This window comes from Streptomyces rimosus subsp. rimosus (assembly GCF_000720725.1).
GTDB lineage: Bacteria > Actinomycetota > Actinomycetes > Streptomycetales > Streptomycetaceae > Streptomyces > Streptomyces rimosus_A.
The window spans coordinates 40,661-62,093 of record NZ_JOCQ01000033.1 but is presented as its reverse complement, the minus strand read 5'-3'; the positions used below and the strand labels follow the sequence as shown (position 1 = coordinate 62,093).

22 protein-coding genes are annotated in these 21,433 nt (G+C 72.7%); 12 read left to right on the top strand and 10 right to left on the bottom strand.

Features of this window, described 5'->3' with window-relative positions:
- Positions 1 to 318: 318 nt before the first annotated feature.
- A complete protein-coding gene (locus tag IH45_RS0118765) occupies positions 319 to 1,038 on the top strand; it encodes a TetR/AcrR family transcriptional regulator (RefSeq protein WP_050514970.1) in 720 nt (239 codons plus the stop codon).
- Between the two features lie 75 nt (positions 1,039 to 1,113).
- Here IH45_RS0118765 and IH45_RS0118760 read toward each other — a convergent pair whose 3' ends face one another.
- Together IH45_RS0118760 and IH45_RS0118755 are read right to left on the bottom strand one after the other, a co-directional pair.
- Positions 1,114 to 2,130 (bottom strand): GDP-mannose 4,6-dehydratase, encoded by a 1,017-nt coding sequence (locus IH45_RS0118760; RefSeq protein ID WP_030669191.1) that lies wholly within the window; start codon positions 2,128 to 2,130, stop codon positions 1,114 to 1,116.
- The gene (locus IH45_RS0118755) at positions 2,127 to 3,293 is read right to left on the bottom strand and encodes a UDP-N-acetylglucosamine--N-acetylmuramyl-(pentapeptide) pyrophosphoryl-undecaprenol N-acetylglucosamine transferase (RefSeq protein WP_032917792.1); all 1,167 of its coding nucleotides are present in this window, start codon (positions 3,291 to 3,293) and stop codon (positions 2,127 to 2,129) included. The genes IH45_RS0118760 and IH45_RS0118755 overlap by 4 nt, the downstream gene beginning before the upstream one ends.
- 63 nt (positions 3,294 to 3,356) lie before the next feature.
- Between IH45_RS0118755 and IH45_RS01000000143780 the strand changes: the two genes are divergently transcribed.
- From IH45_RS01000000143780 to secD, 4 genes are all read left to right on the top strand, one after another.
- Positions 3,357 to 4,181: a response regulator transcription factor gene (locus tag IH45_RS01000000143780; protein ID WP_030669185.1), complete on the top strand. Its 825-nt coding sequence runs from the start codon at positions 3,357 to 3,359 to the stop codon at positions 4,179 to 4,181.
- Positions 4,178 to 5,575: a sensor histidine kinase gene (locus tag IH45_RS0118745; protein WP_030669182.1), complete on the top strand. Its 1,398-nt coding sequence runs from the start codon at positions 4,178 to 4,180 to the stop codon at positions 5,573 to 5,575. Before IH45_RS01000000143780 ends, IH45_RS0118745 begins: the two co-directional genes overlap by 4 nt.
- 100 nt (positions 5,576 to 5,675) lie before the next feature.
- On the top strand, positions 5,676 to 6,152 hold the full coding sequence (locus IH45_RS1000000148765; RefSeq protein ID WP_158813137.1) for a hypothetical protein: 477 nt from the start codon (positions 5,676 to 5,678) through the stop codon (positions 6,150 to 6,152).
- A 120-nt stretch (positions 6,153 to 6,272) separates the two neighbouring features.
- Positions 6,273 to 8,615: a protein translocase subunit SecD gene (gene secD / locus IH45_RS0118735; RefSeq protein ID WP_030669177.1), complete on the top strand. Its 2,343-nt coding sequence runs from the start codon at positions 6,273 to 6,275 to the stop codon at positions 8,613 to 8,615.
- 53 nt (positions 8,616 to 8,668) lie between these two features.
- Here secD and IH45_RS0118730 read toward each other — a convergent pair whose 3' ends face one another.
- The 4 genes from IH45_RS0118730 to IH45_RS0118715 form a co-directional block, all read right to left on the bottom strand.
- Positions 8,669 to 10,369 (bottom strand): acyl-CoA mutase large subunit family protein, encoded by a 1,701-nt coding sequence (locus tag IH45_RS0118730; RefSeq protein WP_030669174.1) that lies wholly within the window; start codon positions 10,367 to 10,369, stop codon positions 8,669 to 8,671.
- Positions 10,370 to 10,534: 165 nt separating this feature from the next.
- Positions 10,535 to 10,867, bottom strand: a complete 333-nt coding sequence (locus IH45_RS0118725; RefSeq protein ID WP_030023405.1) for a DUF3817 domain-containing protein — start codon at positions 10,865 to 10,867, stop codon at positions 10,535 to 10,537.
- Between the two features lie 53 nt (positions 10,868 to 10,920).
- Positions 10,921 to 11,430, bottom strand: a complete 510-nt coding sequence (locus IH45_RS0118720; RefSeq protein WP_030669171.1) for a MarR family winged helix-turn-helix transcriptional regulator — start codon at positions 11,428 to 11,430, stop codon at positions 10,921 to 10,923.
- A gap of 66 nt (positions 11,431 to 11,496) precedes the next feature.
- A complete protein-coding gene (locus tag IH45_RS0118715; protein WP_030669168.1) occupies positions 11,497 to 12,861 on the bottom strand; it encodes an MFS transporter in 1,365 nt (454 codons plus the stop codon).
- A gap of 118 nt (positions 12,862 to 12,979) precedes the next feature.
- Between IH45_RS0118715 and IH45_RS0118710 the strand changes: the two genes are divergently transcribed.
- Complete coding sequence (locus tag IH45_RS0118710; RefSeq protein WP_030669164.1) at positions 12,980 to 13,963, top strand: ArsR/SmtB family transcription factor; 984 nt, start codon at positions 12,980 to 12,982, stop codon at positions 13,961 to 13,963.
- Between the two features lie 15 nt (positions 13,964 to 13,978).
- On the opposite strand, the gene IH45_RS0118705 is transcribed toward IH45_RS0118710, so the two are convergent.
- Together IH45_RS0118705 and IH45_RS0118700 are read right to left on the bottom strand one after the other, a co-directional pair.
- Positions 13,979 to 14,284, bottom strand: coding sequence for an MTH1187 family thiamine-binding protein (locus tag IH45_RS0118705; RefSeq protein ID WP_030669161.1), 306 nt, complete (start codon positions 14,282 to 14,284; stop codon positions 13,979 to 13,981).
- Entirely contained in the window at positions 14,281 to 14,625 is a 345-nt protein-coding gene (locus IH45_RS0118700) for a DUF3817 domain-containing protein (protein ID WP_030636119.1), read from the bottom strand. Before IH45_RS0118700 ends, IH45_RS0118705 begins: the two co-directional genes overlap by 4 nt.
- 129 nt (positions 14,626 to 14,754) lie before the next feature.
- Here IH45_RS0118700 and IH45_RS0118695 point away from each other — a divergent pair, with 129 nt between their 5' ends.
- From IH45_RS0118695 to IH45_RS0118680, 4 genes are all read left to right on the top strand, one after another.
- Positions 14,755 to 15,393: an AIM24 family protein gene (locus IH45_RS0118695; RefSeq protein WP_078897647.1), complete on the top strand. Its 639-nt coding sequence runs from the start codon at positions 14,755 to 14,757 to the stop codon at positions 15,391 to 15,393.
- Entirely contained in the window at positions 15,393 to 16,043 is a 651-nt protein-coding gene (locus IH45_RS0118690) for an AIM24 family protein (RefSeq protein WP_030669143.1), read from the top strand. The genes IH45_RS0118695 and IH45_RS0118690 overlap by 1 nt, the downstream gene beginning before the upstream one ends.
- Entirely contained in the window at positions 16,040 to 16,825 is a 786-nt protein-coding gene (locus IH45_RS0118685; RefSeq protein ID WP_030669140.1) for an AIM24 family protein, read from the top strand. The genes IH45_RS0118690 and IH45_RS0118685 overlap by 4 nt, the downstream gene beginning before the upstream one ends.
- A gap of 116 nt (positions 16,826 to 16,941) precedes the next feature.
- Positions 16,942 to 17,418 (top strand): MarR family winged helix-turn-helix transcriptional regulator, encoded by a 477-nt coding sequence (locus tag IH45_RS0118680; protein WP_030669139.1) that lies wholly within the window; start codon positions 16,942 to 16,944, stop codon positions 17,416 to 17,418.
- A 199-nt stretch (positions 17,419 to 17,617) separates the two neighbouring features.
- Here IH45_RS0118680 and IH45_RS0118675 read toward each other — a convergent pair whose 3' ends face one another.
- Positions 17,618 to 19,021: a sensor histidine kinase gene (locus tag IH45_RS0118675; protein WP_030669136.1), complete on the bottom strand. Its 1,404-nt coding sequence runs from the start codon at positions 19,019 to 19,021 to the stop codon at positions 17,618 to 17,620.
- Entirely contained in the window at positions 19,014 to 19,676 is a 663-nt protein-coding gene (locus tag IH45_RS0118670; protein ID WP_030669133.1) for a response regulator transcription factor, read from the bottom strand. Before IH45_RS0118670 ends, IH45_RS0118675 begins: the two co-directional genes overlap by 8 nt.
- Before the next feature lie 128 nt (positions 19,677 to 19,804).
- On the opposite strand from IH45_RS0118670, the gene IH45_RS0118665 reads away from it, so the two are divergent.
- Together IH45_RS0118665 and IH45_RS0118660 are read left to right on the top strand one after the other, a co-directional pair.
- Positions 19,805 to 20,449 (top strand): PepSY domain-containing protein, encoded by a 645-nt coding sequence (locus IH45_RS0118665; protein WP_030669128.1) that lies wholly within the window; start codon positions 19,805 to 19,807, stop codon positions 20,447 to 20,449.
- Between the two features lie 67 nt (positions 20,450 to 20,516).
- Positions 20,517 to 21,401: a DUF2268 domain-containing putative Zn-dependent protease gene (locus IH45_RS0118660; protein WP_030669126.1), complete on the top strand. Its 885-nt coding sequence runs from the start codon at positions 20,517 to 20,519 to the stop codon at positions 21,399 to 21,401.
- The last annotated feature ends 32 nt before the right edge of the window (positions 21,402 to 21,433 follow it).

Sequence of the window (21,433 nt, the reverse complement as noted above, 5' to 3'; positions counted from 1 at the left end):
GCGAAAAGCGGTGCCGAAAATTCACGGTGCGCGAAAAACGCGCGGCCCCGGGCCCGTCCGTGCGGCCCGCCGGTGTGCCGGCGCAGGACGGTGGTGCCGCGTCGCCGCCGGTCCCGGAGGTCCGGCGGATGGTGCTTTACGGCCCCGGGTCCCCACCCGCGGCCTGTGGTTGTCGCGTCCGGGGCACGCCGCGTGAGCGGACCCTTTCGCTACGACCCGTAGCGTAACTGTCCGGCGCCCCGGCCCGGCAACCCCTGCCGCGAACCGTCCGGGTGATCTGCCTCACGAGGGGGCGCCGGTTCGCACCTACTGGCCGGTATGGTCGCCCGCATGCACCGCTGCCCCCTCACCGGCACCCGCTCCCCCGAGGGCCGTACGGGCCCCAGGGGCCGTACCGGCCGGCCGCGCAGCGCCGAGGCGGACCGCGCGATCCTCGGCGCGACCCGCGCCGCACTGGTCGAGCTGGGCTGGGGCAAGCTGACGATGAGCGATGTGGCGGCCCGCGCCGGGGTGGCCAAGACGACCCTCTACCGCCGCTGGGCCAACAAGAACGAGCTGGTCCTGGACGCCGTGGCGGTCCTCTTCGACGAGCTGGAGCTGCCCGACCGCGGCTGTCTCCAAGCGGACATCGAGGGCGTGGTTTTGCAGTTCGCGTCGCTGCTGGCGCGTCCGGAGACCAAGACGGCGCTGATGGCGGTGGTCGCGGAGTCCACCACCGACGAGGCGCTGCGGCTGCGCATCCGCTCCGCGGTGGTCGAGCGGCAGAAGCGGCTGGTGATCCTCGGGCGGGAGCGGGCGCAGGCGCGCGGGGAGCTGCCGCCGGACCCGTCCGGCGAGGAGGGCGCGGCGGCGGCCGGGCGGGCGGTGGGCCTGATCTTCGACGTGATCGCGGGCGCGGTCGTGCACCGGGCGCTGGTCAGCGCGGAGCCGGTGGACGAGCTGTGGGCGCAGCAGTTCAGCACGCTGCTGCTGGCCGGTCTGAGCGGGCTGGCGGGCCCGGACGCACCGGCGGCGGAACCGGGCCCGCCCGGGGCGTAGCGCTCCGGAGGGGCCCGTGCCCCGGGCCGTACGGGCCCGGTACGGGGCTCCTCCAGCCCCGTACCGGCCCGCCGTTCAGACCTGGTACCGGTCCGCCGCGAACAGGTGGACGTGCTCCGCCACCCACTCGGACGTCCGCTTCAGCCCCTCCTCCAGGGACACTTCGGGCGTCCAGCCCGCCCATTCGCGCGCCCGCGAATTGTCCGAAAGCAGTCGCTGGACCTCGCTGCCGGCGGGCCGCAGCCGGGAGCCCTCCACCACCACCTCGGCGTCCCGCCCGGACGCGGCGATCAGGGCCCGCGCCAGGTCGCCGATGGAGATCTCGCGCCCCGTACCGAGGTTGACGACCTCGCCCAGCGCCCGGTCGCAGTCGGCCATCGCCAGGAACCCGGCGGCGGTGTCGGTGACGTAGGTGAAGTCCCGGGTCGGGGCGAGCGAGCCGAGGCGGATCTCCCGGGAGCCGGAGTGCAGTTGGGCGAGGATGGTGGGGATCACGGCGCGCGCGGACTGGCGCGGGCCGTAGGTGTTGAACGGGCGCACCACGGTGACCGGCAGTTCGAAGGCGTGCCAGTGGGAGAGCGCCATCATGTCCGCGCCGATCTTCGAGGCGGAGTACGGCGACTGCGGCTGCAGCGAGTGGTCCTCGCTGATCGGCGCGGTCAGGGCGGTGCCGTACACCTCGCTGGTGGAGGTGTGCACCAGGCGGCGCACGGAGTGCCGGCGGCAGGCCTCGGCGATGTTCTCGGTGCCGACGACGTTGGTCTGGACGTAGGCGCCGGGCGAGTCGTAGCTGTACGGGATGCCGATCAGGGCCGCGAGGTGGAAGACCGTGTCGCAGCCGGCCACCGCGTCGGAGACCCGGCCGGCGTCGCGCACGTCGCCCGCGATCATCTCGACCGGGCTGTCGGGCGTCAGGTAGCGCGCGAGGTGGCCCTTCTCCGCGTACGGCTTGTAGTGGACGAGGGCGCGGACCTTCGCGCCGTGGCCGACGAGCTGGTCCACGAGCGTGGAGCCGATGAAGCCCTCGGCGCCGGTGACCAGGACGGTGCGGCCCTTCCAGCGCGCTTCCATGGTGGCGTGGTCGATGCTCATGCGGTCTCCCTCAGGTAGGTGGTGGCGGGGTGGGAATCGGGGTGGCCGGCCAGCTTCAGGACCTTGGCGGCCAGCAGGTCGGCGGCCTGTGCGTGGGTGCCGGGGTCGGCGGCCTGGCCCATGGCGGCCAGCCGGACGGGGTCGTCGAGCAGCGGTGTGACGAGCGTGTCCAGGCGCTCCGCGGTGGTCTCGGCGTCCGGCAGCAGCGCGGCGGCGCCCGCGTCGGACAGCACCCGCGCGTTGTGCGTCTGGTGGTCGCCGGGCGCGTGCGGGTAGGGCACCAGGACCGCCGGCATGCCGATCGTGGCCAGCTCGGCGACGGTCGCCGAACCGGCCCGGCACACCACCAGGTCGGCGGCGGAGTAGGCCAGGTCCATCCGGTCCAGGTACGGGACGGCCTCGGCGACCGCCGCGCCGCCCGTCGCGGCCAGCCGTTCCCGGGTCTCTTCGAGTGCGGCCGGGCCGGTCTTGATCAGCAGCCGCAGGTCCGTACGGGTGCGGTACCGGGCCGCGAGCCCGACCGCGGCCGCGGTGAGCCGGGCCGCGCCCAGGCTGCCGCCGTTGACGAGCAGCAGCCGGACGCCTTCCGGTATGCCCAGTTCGCGGCGGGCGCGGGCCCGCAGGGCCGTACGGTCCAGCGTCGCGAGCGGCCCGACCAGCGGCATGCCGACCGTCTCGGCGTGCTCGCCGCCCGCCAGGTGCTCGCGGCTGCGGTCGAAGGCGAGCGCGACGTGCGGGGTGAGCCGGGCGGCGAACTTGTTGGCCCGGCCCGGCACCGCGTTGGACTCGTGGATCAGGCTGGGCAGCCCGGCCATCCGCGCGCCGACGATGACCGGCGCGCTCGGGTAGCCGCCCATGCCGACGGCGACCTGGGCGCCCTGGGTGCGCAGGATCGAGCGGCACTGGTTGCCGGATCTCAGCAGCGCGGCGGGCAGCAGGTACCGCTTGGCGCCGAGCGACGGGTCGAAGGGAATCATGTCCACGGTGTGCAGGCGGTATCCGGCCTGCGGGATCAGCCGCGTCTCCAGCCCGCGCTCCGTGCCGACGAAGGAGACCACCGCGTCGGGCACCGCCCGGCGCAGGGCGTCCGCGAGGGCGAGCCCGGGATAGATGTGGCCGCCGGTACCTCCCGCACCGATGACAACCGATAGTGGTGTGCGCATGGCCGCCACGCTCGCGAGGCGCCCTAAGAAGGTTCTAAGACGGACTTTTGGCAGCCTGTGTGCATGCCGCCCACGCCTGCACCGCACCCCGCCGACCGGAACGCCGCCCCGCAGCCTTCCGCGCCCCCGCCGAAGATCCTCGTCGTCGACGACGAACCGGAGGTGCGGGCCGCCGTCGAGGACGGCCTGAGCGTGGAGGGGTACGCGGTGCGCGGGGCCTCCGACGGGCTGGCCGCGCTCTCCGAAGTCGCCTCCTGGCAGCCGGACGCGATCGTTCTGGACGTGATGATGCCGGTGCTGGACGGCCTGGCGGTGTGCCGGCGGCTGCGCGCGCTGGACGACCGTACGCCGATCCTGGTGCTGACCGCGCTGGACTCGGTCAGCGAGCGGGTGGACGGGCTGGACGCGGGCGCCGACGACTACCTCGTCAAGCCGTTCGCGCTGGACGAGCTGGTCGCGCGCATGCGCGCGCTGCTGCGCCGCGCCTCGGCAGCGGCCGCCGACGACACCTCGCTGACCTTCGCCGACCTGGTGGTGGACCCGGTCACCCGGACCGGCCACCGGGGCGGCCGGCCGCTGGAGTTCAGCCGTACGGAATGGGCGCTGCTGGAGCTGCTCCTGCTGCACCCCGGGCAGGTGATGCCGCGCGAGCTGATCCTGGAGCGGGTCTGGGGCCGCGACTTCGGCCCGGACTCCAACTCCCTCGCGGTGTACGTCGGTTACCTGCGCCGCAAGCTGGAGGCGGGCGGCGAGCCGCGGCTGGTGCACACCGTGCACGGCGTCGGCTACCGCCTGGACGAGCCGGACAGCCCGGGCGGGGAGGCCGGGGCCGAGCGGAGCGGCAGGACCCGCAGGCCGGGCCGCGGCGGCAGAACGGGACGGGCGTGAGCGGCCGCCGCGGTCTGGGCGCGCGCTGGCGGCGGCGCCGTCCGCTGCGGACGCGGCTGGCGATCGCCACGTCCGCCGCCGTGGCGGTGGTGGCGGTCGGCATCTGCGTGGCGGCGTTCTTCATCACCCGTGACCAGATGATCCGCCAGCTCGAAGTCAACCTGGTCCAGACGGGCAACCAGTACGCGCAGCAGTACCGCACGCAAGGCCCGTCGGCCGGGGACAAGGGCTGCCAGTACCTGGCCGTTCCCTGCATCCAGTCGGTCCCCGCCGATCCGTCCAGGGACCCGCGGGAGCCGTACGCCCTGGATGTCGACGACACCGTCCGCGCGGTCGCCGCCGGGCGCCAGGCGCCGTACTACGAAGAACGGACCGTGGCCGGCTGGCCGGTGCGGGTCTACACCACCAGACTGCGCGGCAAGGACATGGCGCTCCAGGTGGCACTGCGCTCGGACATCGTGGACAAGGGCGTGCGGAAGGCCGCGGTGGCGCTGGCCGGAGTGGGCGGCGTAGGCGTCCTGCTGGCGGCCGGGCTCGGCTACTGGGTCTCGCGTACCGGCCTGGCGCCGGTCGCCCGGCTCACCGCCACCGCCGAACGCATCGCCGCCACCCGCGACGCCCGGCACCGCATCGAACTGCCCGCGGGCCCGCCCGGCCGCGAGGACGAGATCACCCGGCTGGCCGCCAGTTTCAACACCATGCTCGGCGAGCTGGAGCAGTCGGTGGCAGCGCAGCGGCGGCTGGTCGCGGACGCCTCCCACGAGCTGCGGACACCGCTGACCGCGCTGCGCACCAACGCCGAACTCCTCGCCCGCTCCGGCCGGCTGACCGACACCCAGCGCGACCGCGCGTCCGGCGCGCTGAGCCGCCAGCTGCGCGAGGTCACCACGCTGGTCAACGACCTGATCGAACTGGCCCGGGACGAGGAGCCGCAGCCGCTGGTGGAGCAGGTGCGCCCGGCGGCGCTGCTGGAGCACGCGGTGGAGGCGGCGCGCGGGCACTGGCCGGAGATCGACTTCACCGTACGGACCGACGAGGCGGCGGCCGGGGCCACCGTGCCCGGCGTTCCGGCGCGGCTGTCCCGGCTGCTGTCCAACCTGCTCGACAATGCGGCGAAGTTCTCGCCGCCGGGCGGCCCGGTCGAGACCGGGCTGACCGCCTCGGCGGGTGTGCTGGAGCTGACCGTACGCGACCACGGCCCCGGCATCTCGGCCGACGACCTGCCGCACGTCTTCGACCGCTTCTACCGCGCCGAGGCGGCCCGCGCGCTGCCCGGCTCGGGCCTCGGTCTGGCCATGGCCCGCCAGATCGCCCGCGCGCACCACGCCGAACTGACGGCCGCGCAGGCGCCGGGCGGCGGGGCGGTCTTCCGTCTGCGCTTCCCGGCAGGGTAGGACGGGAACGGCGTACTACCCTGGGCCGGAACCGCGGCCAGGGCCGCGGACAGAGGCCGGAGACCGGCGGCCGGTGCCGGGCGGATCGGGAGGGTGGGCGGTGAACGGACGCGCGCGTCGGGCGCTGCCGGGCTTCCTGCCCCGCGCGCTGGCCGGACTGTGGGCCGTCTTGCTGGTCCTGGCGGGGACGTCCGGTGCGGCGGCCAGTCCACTGGGACCTGGCGCCCTCGCCGTCTCAAGCCCGGCAAGCGCCCCTTCCGGCCCCGTCGGCACCACTTCCCGGCCATCCTCCGCCGCACCTCAGGCGCACTCCGCGCCCATCCGCCCCCGGGCCGACGCCCGGACCACACCCGACCGCCCGGTGGCCCGCCAGTCCGCCACCGCCCACGCCCACGCGGTCCTCCCGCACCCGCGCTTCCCGGGCCTGCCGGGCGCGCTGCCGTCCGCGGCCCCCGCGCCGCACCACTCCCCCTTCGGGTACGGCGAAACCGTCGGCCCCCGCCAGGAACGCGCCCCGCCCGGGGCCCGGTACTCCCCGCGCAGCCCGCGCGCCCCGCCCTTCGTACGGAGCAGCTGACGCCCCAGGCGCTCGGCCGCCCGCAGCACCGGCATGCCCCCGCGACGCCCCGCGCGCCGCGGCCGGCCGGTGCGCGCCGCCGGCCGGCGCTCCGCCTCCGTATCCCCGAAGGGGTAACCCATGCCGTCCCGCGCTCCGTCGCGGCGTCACTGGCGTGCGCTGATCGCGCTCGCCGCCGTCGCCGTGTCGCTGTTCCTCGCCCTGACCACACCCGCCCGCCTCGGCCTCGACCTGCGCGGCGGCACCCAGATCGTCCTGGAGACCAAGGACTCGCCCACCGCCCGCGCCGACTCCGCCGCCACCGACCGGGCCCTGGAGGTGCTGCGGCAGCGGGTCGACGCGCTCGGCGTCGCCGAACCGTCGCTGTCCCGCTCCGGTGAGAAGCGCATCGTCGCCGAACTGCCCGGCGTACGGGACCCGAAGGAGGCCGTCGCGGTCATCGGCCGTACCGCGCAGCTCACGTTCCATCCCGTGCTCGGGACGACGCAGGATCCGAAGGGCACGCCGGAGGCGAAGGCCAAGGGAGACCGCACCCGTACCCTGCCCGACCCCGACGCTCCGGGGCAGGCGCTGCGGCTCGGTGCGGCTGCCCTGACCGGCGAGGGCGTCAAGGACGCGGAGGCCGTCTTCGACGCGCAGGGCGGGCGCGGCTGGACCGTCGACCTGGCCTTCCGCGGCGCCGCCGCCGACTCCTGGGCTCGGGTCACCGGCCAGGCGGCGTGCGCGGCGCCCGGTGACCCGGCCCGGCGGGTCGCCATCGTCCTGGACGACCGGATCATCTCCGCGCCCGGGATGCAGCAGAGCGTGTCCTGCAAGACCGGCATCTCCGGCGGCAGCGCGCAGATCACCGGCGGATTCGGCGACGCCGAGGCGCGCGACCTGGCGGCCCTGGTCAAGGGCGGCGCCCTGCCGGTGCCCGTCGAGGTCGTCGAACAGCGCACCGTCGGCCCGACGCTGGGCGCCGACGCGATCGAGGCCAGCGCCACCGCCGCGGTCATCGGGCTGCTGTGCACCGGCGCGTTCGTGATCATCGTCTACCGGCTGCTGGGCGCGCTGGCCACGGTCGCGCTCGCCGCGTACGGACTGCTCTCGTACGCCGTGCTGGTCGCCCTGGGCGCCACCCTCACCCTCCCCGGGCTCGCCGGTTTCGTGCTGGCGATCGGCATGGCGGTGGACGCCAACGTGCTGGTGTTCGAACGGGCCCGGGAGGAGTACGCACGTCGCGCGGCCCGCTCCGGCGGGGATCTTCGGCGCCCGCTGCGTGAGGGCTTCGGCAAGGCGTGGAGCGCGATCCTCGACTCGAACGTGACCACGCTGCTCGCCGCCGGCCTGCTGTTCTTCTTCGCCACCGGCCCGGTCAAGGGCTTCGGTGTGACCCTGTCCATCGGCGTGCTGGCCTCGATGGTGTCCGCGCTGGTCATCACCCGGGTGCTGGCGGAATGGGCGGTGCGCCGACGCTCCGTGCAGCGGCGGCCCGCGCTCACCGGGATGGCGTCCGAGGGGCGGGTACGGCGCTGGCTGGCCCGCCGCGAGCCCCGGCTGATGCGGCACCGCCGCACCTGGCTGGGCATCGGCGCCGGTCTGCTGCTGTTCGCCGTCGCCGGGATCGGCATCCGCGGCCTGGAGTTCGGCGTGGAGTTCACCGGCGGGCGGCTCGTGGAGTACAGCACCAGCCGCACCGTGGACGCCGGGACGGCGCGCGCCGCGGTCTCCGACGCGGGCTTTCCGCGCGCGGTCGTCCAGGAGTCGGGGGACGGCGGCATCACCGTACGGACCGAGCGGCTGACCGACGCCGAGCAGGACCGTATCCGCACCTCGCTCCAGAAGCCCGGCGGCACGGTCGAGGTCGAGCGGGACGAGAAGATCGGGCCCAGCATGGGCAGCGAACTGCGCGGCAAGGCGCTGATCGCGCTGGGCATCGCGGTCGCCGCCCAGCTGGTCTATCTGAGCGTCCGGTTCCGCTGGACGTTCGCGACGGCGGCGGTGCTCGCCATGGTGCAGGACGTCGTGCTGGTGGTGGGTCTGTTCGCCTGGCTGGGCAAGCCGGTGGACAGCGTCTTCCTGGCGGCGGTGCTGACCGTCGTCGGCTACTCCGTCAACGACACGGTGGTGCTCTTCGACCGCGTACGGGAACTGCGGCGCGGCGCCAAGGGCGACCGGGCCGCGCGCGGTGCGGAAGGGCTCGCCCGGCTCGCCGACCGGGCGATCGTGCAGACCGTGCCGCGCACGGTGAACACCGGCATGGGCGCCCTGTTCGTCCTCGCCGCCCTCGCGGTGCTGGGCGGCGACTCGCTCGCCGACTTCTCCGTGGCGCTGCTCGCGGGCGTCCTGTTCGGCATCGCCTCGACCGTCTTCACCGCCACCCCGGCCGCCGTCCTCCTGGAGGGCCGTCACCCGGCCCCGGAGGCGCCGGTGTCCCGGCCGCGCGACAAGGCGCGGGCCGGGAACGGCGCGGTGGTCTGACACAGCACCGGGGGCGGGGCCGCGCGCGGCCCCGCCCCCGGTACGTACTGTCCCTAGAACCCCGCGGGCTCCGTGTACACGCCCCACTCGTCGCGCAGCACATTGCAGATCTCGCCGAGCGTCGCCTCGGCCCGTACGGCCTCCAGCATCGGCTCGATCATGTTGCGGCCGTCGCGCGCGGCGGCGAGCATCGCGTCCAGCGAGGAGCGCACCCGGGCATCGTCGCGGGCCGCCTTGCGGTCCCCGAGCACCCGTACCTGCTCACGCTCGACCTCGTGGCTGACGCGCAGGATCTCCAGGTCGCCGGTGACCGAGCCGTGGTGGCAGTTGACGCCGACGACCTTCTTCTCGCCCTTCTCCAGCGCCTGCTGGTACTGGAAGGCGGACTCGGCGATCTCGCCGGTGAACCAGCCGTCCTCGATGCCGCGCAGGATGCCGGAGGTGATGGGACCGATCGGGTGCCGGCCGTCCGGGACGGCGCGGGTGCCGCGCTCCCTGATCTGCTCGAAGATCTTCTCGGCGTCGGCCTCGATCCGGTCGGTCAGCGCCTCGACGAACCACGAACCGCCCAGCGGGTCCGCGACATTGGCGACGCCGGTCTCCTCCATCAGCACCTGCTGCGTGCGCAGCGCGATCTCCGCGGCCTGCTCGCTGGGCAGCGCGAGGGTCTCGTCCAGGGCGTTGGTGTGCAGGGAGTTGGTGCCGCCGAGGACCGCGGCGAGCGCCTCCACGGCCGTACGGACGACGTTGTTGTACGGCTGCTGGGCGGTCAGCGAGACGCCGGCGGTCTGCGTGTGGAAGCGCAGCCACTGCGCCTTCTCGCTGGTGGCGCCGTACACGTCGCGCATCCAGCGGGCCCAGATGCGGCGGGCCGCCCGGAACTTCGCGATCTCCTCGAAGAAGTCCACATGGGCGTCGAAGAAGAAGGACAGGCCGGGCGCGAAGGTGTTCACGTCCAGGCCGCGGGAGAGGCCCAGCTCCACGTAGCCGAAGCCGTCGGCGAGGGTGTACGCCAGCTCCTGCGCGGCCGTCGCGCCGGCCTCGCGGATGTGGTAGCCGGAGACCGACAGGGGCTTGTAGGCGGGGATGGAGCGCGCGCAGTGCTCCATCAGGTCGCCGATCAGGCGCAGGTGGGGCTCGGGCGGGAAGAGCCACTCCTTCTGCGCGATGTACTCCTTGAAGATGTCCGTCTGGAGCGTGCCGTTCAGGACGCCCGGGTCGACGCCCTGGCGCTCGGCGGCGACCAGGTACATGCAGAAGACCGGGACGGCCGGGCCGGAGATCGTCATCGAGGTCGTCACGTCGCCCAGCGGGATGTCCTTGAACAGGACCTCCATGTCGGCGGCGGAGTCGATGGCAACGCCGCAGTGGCCGACCTCGCCGAGCGAGCGCGGGTCGTCGGAGTCGCGGCCCATCAGGGTCGGCATGTCGAACGCGACCGAGAGGCCGCCGCCGCCGGCCTTGAGGATCATCTTGTAGCGCTCGTTGGTCTGCTCGGCGTTGCCGAAGCCCGCGAACTGGCGGATGGTCCACGTACGGCCGCGGTAGCCGGTCGGGTACAGCCCGCGGGTGAACGGGTACTCGCCGGGCCAGCCGATGCGCTCGAAGCCGTCGACGGTGTCGCCCGGGCGGGGGCCGTACGCCGGCTCGACGGGATCGCCGGAGAGCGTGGTGAAGTCCGCGTCCCGCTTGCGGGCGGAGTCGTACCGGGCCTGCCAGCGGCGGCGGCCCTCTTCGATGGCTTCAGCGTCCATACCGACAAATTTACTTGGACGTCCTAGTAATTGTCGATGGCAAGCCGGGGGCGTCCTGCCGGCGACGCCGTGAAGATTGGGGAAAGCGCAGGTCGCGCGGGCAGCTGTGAAAAACAACGGCCGGCCGGGAAGGCTCCCGGCCGGCGCGCTGCGATGCGAGAGGTCTCAGACCTTGGCGGGCTGCGGCGTACCGTCCGCGACCAGCGGCTCGATCTCACGGACGACCTTGCGCTCGACGAAGAAGGCGGCGGTCGGGATGGTGCCGGAGATCAGCACCCACAGCAGCTTGCCGAACTTCCACTTCGCCTTGGAGCCCAGGTCGAAGGCGAAGACCAGGTAGATGATGTACAGCACACCGTGGATCTGGGAGACCACGAGGGTGAGGTCCTTGCCGGTGTCGAAGCCGTACTTGGCCACCATGCAGGCGCACAGCACGAGGAGCATCACGGCAGTGACGTAGGCCATCACCCGGTAGCGGGTCAGCACGCTTCGTTTCATGGTCCGAGCGTAACCGCCCGTTCCGGGGCGATCTTCGCCGCCCCTACCATGGATCAGTCGTCCTTGAAATCCCCGGCCGCCACGCGCAGCGGACGCAGCAGCGCGAAGATCTCCGCGCACTCCTCGGCGTCGTAGGCGCCCAGGCCGAAGTCCATCGCCATCAGGTCGCGGGTGGCCGCGTCGCAGACCTCGCGCCCCTTGGGGGTGATGGAGGCCAGCGTGCCGCGCCCGTCGTTGGGGTTCGGCCGCTTGTCGACCAGCAGGGCCTTGACCAGCCGGTCCACGGTGTTGGTCACCGAGGTCGGGTGGACCATCAGCCGCTCGCCGATCTTCGACATGGGCAGCTCGCCCGCCTTGGAGAAGGTGAGCAGCACCAGCGCCTCGTACCGCGCGAACGTCAGGCCGTACGGCTTGAGCACCGCGTCCACCTCGGACAGCAGGATCTGGTGGGCGCGCATGACCGAGGTGATGGCGGCCATGGACGGCACGGCGCCCCATCGCTGCTGCCACAGTTCATCGGCGCGGGCGATGGGGTCGAAGGCAAGGCTGAGCGGCTTCGGCACGCCTCCGACCCTACCGTTCGGTCATATCGTGGTCAGCCCTGTCTCAGTTTTCGGTACCCGGCCGGTTCACTCCGTGGCCCCGGCGGCCCCGGCGGCCCCGGCCGTACCCGACACCCCGGCGGGCACGGGCCCGTCGGCACGCGTCCGCCGTACCTCTGCCACCACCAGCAGCACGCACACCACCCCCACCACCCCGCCGGCCGGCATCGCCACCCACAGGGGCGCGTACTCGGCGGCGACGCCCGCCGCGCCCATCCCCAGGCCCATGATCGTCATACGGCCCGCCTGCATCACCGTCATGGCCTGTCCCAGCAGTTCGTCGGGGACGGCGGCGACGAACCAGCGGTCCACGCCGAAGTTGTACGCGATGCCGGTGCCGGTCAGGACGAGCAGCGCCACCGCCCAGCCGAGCGACGGCCGCGCGGCGAAGCCGAGGGACGGCAGGACGCAGAAGACGCCCAGCGGGAACGTCAGCCGGGCGCGGGCCCGCGGGCCGAGGAACGTGCCGACCAGGGTCTCGGCGGTGATGGCGCCGACCGGCATGGCGCACATCAGCAGCCCGGCGCCCGCCGGGCCGACGCCCAGCAGGTCCGCGTACGGGATGAGCAGCGCCTCGGGGACGACGACGAACGTCGGCGGCAGCCAGGTCAGCAGGAGGAGCGCCCGGATGCGGCGGTCGGACAGCAGGCGGCGGGTGCCGGACAGCGAGGTGCCCAGCAGCGCGCCACGGGCCGTGCGGCGCGCGGGCCGTGCGCGGGTGCCCAGGCGCAGCAGGAGCGCCGAGCCGAGGAACGTACCGGCGGTGACGGCCAGCACCGTGCCGGGCGTCACCGTGGCCAGCAGCAGCCCGCCGGCCGCGAAGCCGACGAGCTGCGCGCTCTGGTTGACGATGCGGATCAGCGAGCGGCCCAGGACGAAGAGATCGCCCTCCCCCAGGACGTCGCCGAGCGTCGCGGCGCGCGTGCCGGAGAAGACGGGCGCGATGGCGGCGGTCGCGCAGCGCAGCGCCAGCAGTACGGCGACCGGTGTGCCCGGGACGACCATTGCGGCGGCGCAGCCCGCGCACAGCAGATCGCAGACGACGAGGACGCGGCGGGCCGGGCAGCGGTCGGCGATCGCGGAGAGCAGGGTGCCGCCGATGACGTACGGCAGCAGGCCGAGTGCGAACGTCAGGGCGCTCAGCAGGGGTGATCCGGTGAGGCGGTAGACCAGCACGGACAGCGCGATTTCGCAGACGACGACGCCGAGGGCGGACAGGAGGTGTGCGGCGAAGACGTAGCGGAATTCGGGGACGGCGAAGACGAGGCGGTATCCGGTGCGGGGCGGCTCGGGCTTCGGGGGCGCGGCCGGGTCCGGGGGCTCGGGGGGCGCGGCCGGGTCCGGGCACGGTTCGGTGGGGCCCGTGGCGGCGGGCCCGGAAGGCGTCGGCATGACGGCAGCGTGCCGGGCCGGTCCGTACGGCCCCAGTTTTTCGTCCGCAGCCGAATCCATGACACGACCGGCCGTATGGCGGGAAGAGTGGGGGTGTGAGGAAAGGGGGGCCGCGGCCATGCCGTTGGACATGCGCTTCGGCGCGGAGGATCTGCTGCGCATCCGCTTCGCCATCTCGCCGCTGTGCGAGACGCACGAGGCCGTACGGACGCTGTTACGCACCGACCGGCACGGCTACCACCTGCCCTGGCTGCGGCGGATGCGCGCCGCGCTGGCGGGCCTGGACCTGTCCGCGCTGTGGCTGCTGATGCCGTCCCCGCACCCCGGCTACACCCCGGACTTCCTGGGGCCGCCGCCGCAGTCGTCGCTCGCGCCCTTCGAGGAGGAGCTGGCGCGGGTGCGGGCCACGGACCCGGCCATCGCCCACGCGGAGCTGGCGAAGTCGCTGGCCTGTACGCCGGGCGCCGCCGAGTCCCCGCGCGGCCGGGCGATGCTGGCGGACCCGGCCGCCGCCGTACAGGAACTGGCCGACGCCACCGAGCGGGCCTGGCGCGCGCTGCTGGAGGCGGACTGGCCACGGCTGCGCGCGCTGCTGGAGGCGGAGGTCGCCTACCGGTCGCGGCAGCTGGCGAGCGACGGGCTGGAGAAGCTGTTCGCGGACCTCAGCCCACGGATCACCTGGTCGGACGGCACCCTCACGGTCCGCACCCGCGCCCGGTTCCTCCAGATCCAGGACCTGGACGGCCGGGGCGTGCTGCTGATGCCCAGCGTCTTCGTGTGGCCGGACGTGGTGAGCGCGTACGAGCCGCACTGGCAGCCCACCGTGATCTACCCGGCGCGCGGCATCGGCGGACTGTGGCACGAACCGCGCACCGGGCGGGCGCTGGCCCGGCTGCTCGGCGTGAACCGGGCGGCGGTGCTCACCGCGCTGGACGAGCCGGCGTCCACCACGGCGCTGGCGCACCGCCTGGGCCTGGCGCCGTCGTCGGTGTCCGCGCAGCTGTCGGTGCTGCGGGACGCCGGACTGCTGACCTCGCGCCGGCACGGGCACCAGGTGCTGTACGAACGCACGCCGCTGGGTATCGCGCTCAGCGCGGGCTGAGCGCGATACCGGCGGTCAGTTCTCGCGGCCCGCCGCGAGGTGGCGCTCGACGGTCTCGACCTTCGAGGTCAGGCCGTCGGTGACGCCGGGCCGGATGTCGGCCTTCAGCACCAGCGAGACCCGTCCGGCGCGCGCCTCGACGGCGGCCACGGCGCGCCGGACGACGTCCATGACCTCGTCCCACTCGCCCTCGATGGACGTGAACATGGCGTCCGTACGGTTGGGCAGCCCGGACTCGCGGACCACCCGTACGGCGTCGGCGACGTACTCCCCGACGTCCTCACCCACCCCCAGCGGGCTGACCGAGAATGCGACGATCATGCGTTGACCACGCCTTCCCGGCGGGCGCGGGCGGCGATGACGCTCGCCTCCGCCTCCCGCTTGAGCTTGCGCTCGGCGAAGAAGCCGCCGGTGGGCAGGACGGAGAGCACAAAGTAGAGCGCGGCGGTCTTGAACTGCCACTTGGTGCGGTTCCAGGCGTCCAGCCAGAACACCACGTACAGGATGAACAGGATGCCGTGCACCATGCCCATCACCATCACGCCGTCGAAGCTGGTGGTCCGCTTGAGGACCGAGCAGACGAGCAGCAGCAGGAAGGACACCGCCTCGGGGGCGGAGACCAGGCGGAGCCGGCGCAGGGCGGAAGCGGTCTTGATGTCCACGGGAACCTCGTTCGGGTGGCAGGTGGCGGCACGGTGCGCTTGTGCGACATTTCACAAGGGCGTCACCATTGTTGCAGGCCCGCAAAGGATCACTGTTCAGGGGTCGGCGCGCCGGTTACCTTCGATCCCGTGGCTCAGTTTCGGCTCCAGGGGAGCAAAGTGCTCGCCGTCGACATGACCGGCGATGCCGTCAAGGCGAAGAACGGCTCGATGGTCGCCTACGACGGCCAGATGACGTTCAAGAAGATGACCGGCGGCGGTGACGGGCTGCGCGGCATGGTCACCCGCCGGCTGACCGGCGAACAGATGGAAGTGATGGAGGTGAAGGGCCACGGCACCTGCTACTTCGCCGACCGCGCGAGCGAGATCAACCTCGTGCAGCTGCACGGCGAGAAGCTGTACGTGGAAGCCAGCAACCTGCTGTGCACGGACGCGGCGCTGCGCACCGGCACCACCTTCACCGGGCTGCGCGGCGCCTCGCAGGGCAACGGCCTGTTCACCACCACCGTCGAGGGCAGTGGCCAGGCCGCGATCGTCTCGGACGGCCCGGCGGTGGTGCTGCGCGTCACCAAGCAATACCCGCTGCAGGTCGACCCGGGCGCGTATGTCGCGCACACCGGCGACCTCAAGCAGCACTTCCAGTCCGGGGTGAACTTCCGCACCTTCATGGGCGAGGGCTCCGGCGAGTCCTTCCAGATCCGTTTCGAGGGCGAGGGCCTGGTGTACGTACAGCCCAGCGAGCGCAACACGGTCGGCGGTGAGCTCTGATGCCGTTCACGCTCGTCAACTCGCGCATGGTGCGCGCCCAGGTCGGCCCCGGCCAGCGGATGTTCAGCCAGCGCGGCGCGATGCTCGCCTACCAGGGGGACGTCAGTTTCACCCCGAACATCCAGGGCGGCCAGGGCGGCATCGGCTCGATGATCGGGCGGCGGATCGCCAACGAGGCGACCCCGCTGATGACCGTGGAAGGGAGTGGCACCGTCCTGTTTGGGCACGGCGGCCACCACGTCCACGTCGTCGACCTGACCGGCGAGACCCTCTACGTCGAGGCGGACCGGCTGCTCGCCTTCGACGGGACGCTCCAGCAGGGCACGATGTTCATGGGCTCGCAGGGCGGCGTCATGGGCATGGTGCGCGGCCAGGTCACCGGCCAGGGGCTGTTCACCACGACCCTCAAGGGGCAGGGCGCGGTGGCCGTGATGGCGCACGGCGGCGTCATCGAACTGCCCATCACCCCGCAGCGGCCCGTCCACGTCGACCCGCAGGCGTACGTGGCGCACCGCGGCGAGGTCCGCAACAAGCTCTCCACGGCGCTGGGCTGGCGCGACATGGTCGGCCGCGGCTCGGGAGAGGCGTTCCAGCTGGAGCTGTCCGGCCAGGGCACCGTCTACGTACAGGCGTCGGAGGAGAAACTGTGACCGGTCCCGTCGTTTTCGACCCCCACACCCTCCCCTCGGACGACAACGTCAACGACTACACCTTCAGCGTCGACCTGAACGGGCAGTGGTTCCTCCAGAAGGGGAAGATGATCGCCTACTACGGGCGGATCGACTTCCAGGGCATCGGGCACGGCGCGCTGGACCGCCTGATCGCCCACAGCTTCCATTCGCCATTGCACGCGGCGGACTGGGTCGTGGCCGAGGGCCAGGGCAAGATGCTCCTCGCCGACCGGGCGTTCGACGTGAACTCCTACGACCTGGAAGACGGCAACCTGACCATTCGCTCGGGCAACTTGCTTGCCTTTCAGCCATCTCTGTCGCTGAAGCAGTCGATCATCCCGGGCTTTCTCACCCTCATCGGCACCGGCAAGTTCGTGGCCGCCTCCAACGGCCCGGTGGTCTTCATGGAACCGCCGATCCGGGTGGACCCGCAGGCCCTGGTGGGCTGGGCCGACTGCCCCTCGCCGTGCCACCACTACGACCACCAGTACCTGCGCGGATTCCTCGGCGGCATCCGGGCGCACACCGGGCTGGGCGGGGTCTCCGGCGAGGAGCACCAGTTCGAGTTCGTCGGGGCGGGCACGGTGCTGCTGCAGTCCACCGAGCAGCTGATGCCCGAGCTGGCCACGGGCGAGGTCGTTTCCGCGGCGGGGGTGCCGGGCGGAAACGGCGGGCAAAGCGAGGCAACTCGCCAAAGTGGCTCACAACTGCCGCAGCTGCCGGGCGGGCTGGGGGGCCTCCAGCGCCGCTTCGGGCTGTGAGCGGTAGTCTGCGGACGGTGACCTCGAACGTCTGAGCAAGCGCCCGGCCGAGCGCCTGAGCCATGTCACAGCCATGACTTAATTCGATATTCAACTTCCACGGGTAGAATTCATTCATGACGACCGACAGCGACACTCCCTGGCTGACCGACCAGGAGCAGCGTGCCTGGCGCACCCATCTGGACGTCAGCAGGCTGCTGATGCACCAGCTGGAGCGGGACCTGCAGCCGTTCGGACTGACCAACAACGACTACGAGATCCTGGTCAACCTCTCCGAGGCCGAGGACCGGCGGCTGCGCATGAGCGACCTGGCCGCCGCCACCCTGCAGTCCAAGAGCCGTCTGTCCCACCAGATCACCCGTATGGAGAACGCCGGCCTGGTGCGCCGCGAGAGCTGCGAGTCCGACCGCCGCGGGCTGTACGCGGTGCTCACGGACGAGGGCTGGGACACCATGCGCCGGGTCGCGCCGCACCACGTCGCGTCCGTGCGGCGGCACTTCATCGACCTGTTCGCCTCGGAGGACCTGGAAGCGCTGCGGACGTCGCTGACGCCCGTGGCGGAGCATCTTCGGGGGCGGCGGGGGAAGGTCTGACGGCTGCGCCGTCGGGGGGCCGTGCGTGATCGGGGTTGCGCCGTCGGGGGCCCGTGCGTGATCGGGGTTGCGCCGTCGGGGGCCCGTGCGTGGTCGGGCTGAGCCGTACGTGATCGGATAGCCCCCCTTACGTGATCGGGCGGCGCGTGGCCGGTTGCGGTGCCCGGGAGGCGGTCCGGTACGCCGTACGGCCGGGCCGCTACGCCACCGGCAGGCGTAGTTCGAAGACCGAGTCCGTGCGGACGGCCAGCGTGCCGCCGTGCCGCTCGGCTACGTCGCGGGCGATGGCGAGGCCCAGTCCGGCACCGCCGTCGTCACGGCTGCGGGCGTCGTCGAGCCGGACGAACCGCTCGAAGATCCGCTCCCGCTCCTCCGGCGGCACCCCGGGCCCGTCGTCCTCGACCCGCAGCACGGCCCACTCCCCCTCGCGCGCCACACTCGCCCGTACGGTCTCCCGCGCATGCCGCTGCGCGTTGTCCAGCAGGTTCCCCAGTACCCGCGCGAGCTGACCGCGCGACCCGGCGACCTCCACGCCCGCCGGTCCGCCCGTCTCCACGGCGATCCGGTCGCCCACCCGCTGCGAGACCTCCTCGCGCACCAGCGCCGCCAGGTCGATCCGCGCGTCCGCGGGCCGCTCCCCCGCGTCCAGCCGCGCCAGCAGCAACAGGTCCGCCGCCAGGTTCTGCAGCCGTACGGCGTCCTCCACGGCGCCCGGCGCGTCCAGCAGCTCCGGGTGGGCGATGCCCACCTCCAGCTGCGTCCGCAGGCTCGCGATCGGGCTGCGCAGCTCGTGCGAGGCGTCCGCGACGAACCGCCGCTGCCGCTCCACCGACTCCTGGAGCGCGCCCAGCGTCTCGTTGGTCGTACGGGCCAGCCGGTCGATCTCGTCCCGCGAGCCGGGCTCCGGCACCCGCCGCGACAGGTCCGTACTGGCCATGATCGCCGCCATCTCCCGGCGGATGCCCTCCACCGGGCGCAACGCCCGCCGGGTGACCAGCCAGGTCACGCCGGCCACGACCAGCAGCAGACAGGGCAGTCCGATGAGCATCGCGGTGCGCACCGAGCCCACCGCCTCCCGCTCGGCCGCCAGGGGCGCCCCGGCCCGTACGACGGCCTTGCCGCCCTGGGTGTCCTTGGCCTCGACGGTCGCGAAGCGGTAGTCCGCCGTGCGGTGGCCGATCGTCGCCGTACCGCCGGTGTGCCGCGCCTTGTCCTCGACCTCGCCCGGTTTGATCCCGTGGTCGTCGTCATCGTCGTCGGAGTCGTGCGGCTGCTGCGCGGTGGGCGGGTTCTGTTCCGATACGGCCTTGCCGTCCACCGCCCGTACGTCCTCGCCCGCCGCCAGCACCCGGCCGTCCTCGGACAGCACCACCACCGGGCGGTCGTCGCCGTCCGGGAGATCCAGCTTCCGGTACGGCTTGCCGGTGGCGATCTGCGTGGCGATCTCGCGGGCGGTGTTCTCCGCCTGGAGGTCGGCCTGGCCCACGAGGTTGTTCCTGAGGACCAGCAGCAGCGCGGTGCCCGCGGCGACCAGGGCCAGGGCCACCACGAGGGAGGCGCCTGCCGCGGCCCGGACGCGTACCTTCCCGAAGACCCTACGCATCGGATGCCAGCCGGTATCCGGCGCCGCGTACCGTCTGGATCGCCGCGGCGCCCAGCTTGCGGCGCAGCGCGCTCACGTACACCTCGACGATGTTGTTGTCGCCCTCGTACGCGAAGTCCCACACGTGCTCCAGGATCTCCGCCTTGGACACCACCTCTCCCGCGCGCAGCGCCAGTTGCTCCAGTACGGCGAACTCCTTGGCGGTCAGCGTCACCTCCGCGCCGTCGCGCTCCACCCGGTGCGCGCCCTGGTCGATGCTCAGCTCCCCCACGCGCAGTACGGGCAGTGCCGACCGCCCGCGCCGGCGCAGCAGCGCCTTCACGCGGGCCATCAGCACGACGTACGAGAACGGCTTCGTCAGGTAGTCGTCCGCGCCGGTGTCCAGCCCTTCGGCCTCGTCGTACTCGCCGTCCTTGGCCGTCAGCATCAGCACCGGTACGTCGTTGCCCGCCGCGCGCAGGGCGCCGCACACGCGGTAGCCGTTCATCCCCGGCAGCATGATGTCCAGGATCACCAGGTCGTACGTGCCCTCGCCCGCCCGGTGCAGGCCTTCCAGGCCGTCGTGCACCACGTCGACCGCGTATCCCTCGGCCCGCAGTCCCCCCGCCAGGGACCGGGCCAGTCGCTTCTCGTCCTCCACGATCAACAGGCGCATGCGCCCACGATGTCATTGCTCACCTGAAGGGGGCTTCAGGTGGCTTCAGGTTGGCTTCAGGTCGGCTGCGCGACGGTGGATCACGTCATCGAGCACGACCTCACCTCATGGATCGGGGAGACACCGATATGAAGCGCAACATCGTCATTGCCACCGTTGCCGCGGCCGCGCTGATCGGCGGGGGGACCGCTACCGCCGTCGCCTTCAGCGGCGGCTCCGGGGCGTCGGGACCGTCGTCCGCGTCGTCCGCGCCGCGGTCCAGTGTCAGCGTGCCGGACGACGGCGTGAACGAGGATGCGCGAGAGGCCAAGGCCGCCTCCGTCTCCGCTCCGCAGGCCGCGGCGGCCGCGCTGAAGGCCACCCCCGGCACGGTCACCGGCATCGACCTCGACCAGGACCGGCCCGGACTGGTCTGGGAGGTGGACGTGCTCGGCAAGGACGGCAAGTGGCACGAGGTGACGCTCGACGCGGGCAACGCGAAGGTGCTGGATCAGCACCTGGAGCACGAGGGTGACGACGATGGTGGTGCCACCCGTGCGCGTGCCGAGCTGAAGGGGGCCTCCGTGGGTGCGGTGGCGGCCGCTGAGAAGGCCGCCGCTTCGTACGGGACGGTGACCTCCGTGGATCTGGACGATGACCACCGGGCCTCTGCCGTCTGGGAGGTGGAGACCGTCACCAAGGACGGCAAGGAGCACAAGCTGGACGTCGACCCGCGTACGGGGAAGGTGTCGGTGGCGCCGCGGGACGGTGACGCCGATGGCGCCGACGACTGAGGGTTCGCGGTTCTCGTGATGTCGCGGCTTGAGCCTCACGCAGCGTGAGGCTCTACCGTCCCGCGTCATGAAGATTGTTGTGCATGACACGGCGTCCGCCATGGCCGAGCTCCTCCGGCGTCCGCTGGAGGAGCGGCCGGATGCTCTACGGGAAATGCTCGGTCCGCTGCGGGACGCGATGTCCGTCGCGGGCGTGGATCTGATGCAGATGCACGAGATGGGCTGCGGCTTCCGGATCGACCGGGAGGATCCGCGCTACCTGGCCGCTCTGGAGCGGATGCAGGGCGCGCGGGTGTGGGAACGGGTGGAGGAACAGCTCGGTGCGGCGTGGGAGCGGCTGCGGCCCGTCGTCGCGTCGGGGCTCCGGGCCGCCGACACGGTGCATGTGGTGCTGGTGCTCGGTGATCCGGACGACGACCTGCTGATACGCAATGCCGGGTACACCGGGCTGGGCGGGTTCCCGGGAGCGATCCATCTGACGATGTGGCCCACCGAGGTCAGCCTGGCGAAGATCGGACATTCCGCGGCGCACGAGCTGCACCACAACGTCCGCTACGCGAATGTGGTCTGGGACCCGGTGGCGGTCACGGTCGGTGAGCAGGTCGTGGCGGAGGGGCTGGCGGAGGCGTTCGTGCGGGAGCTGGCGGGAGCGGAGGCGATGGGGCCCTGGGCCACGGGGGTTTCCGGTGCGGAGCTGGATGCCGCGTACGAGAAGGTCGCCGGCGCGATTGATGTGGCCGGGATGCCGAATTTGCCGCCGTATGTGTATGGGGACGCCACTGCGCGACGCATGGGGCTCACGCCGGTCGGGCTGCCGGACAACGCCGGGTATGCGGTGGGGCTGCGCATCGCGGGTGCGCATCTGGCTGCTTCGGGGATGAGTGCGGCGGAGAGTGTGGGCTTGTCGGCTCGGGAGGTCTTGAGGAGTGCGGGGGTGGTTTCTGGGGCGTGAGCCCCAGTGGGGGTGCGCGTTCTGCGCGGTCG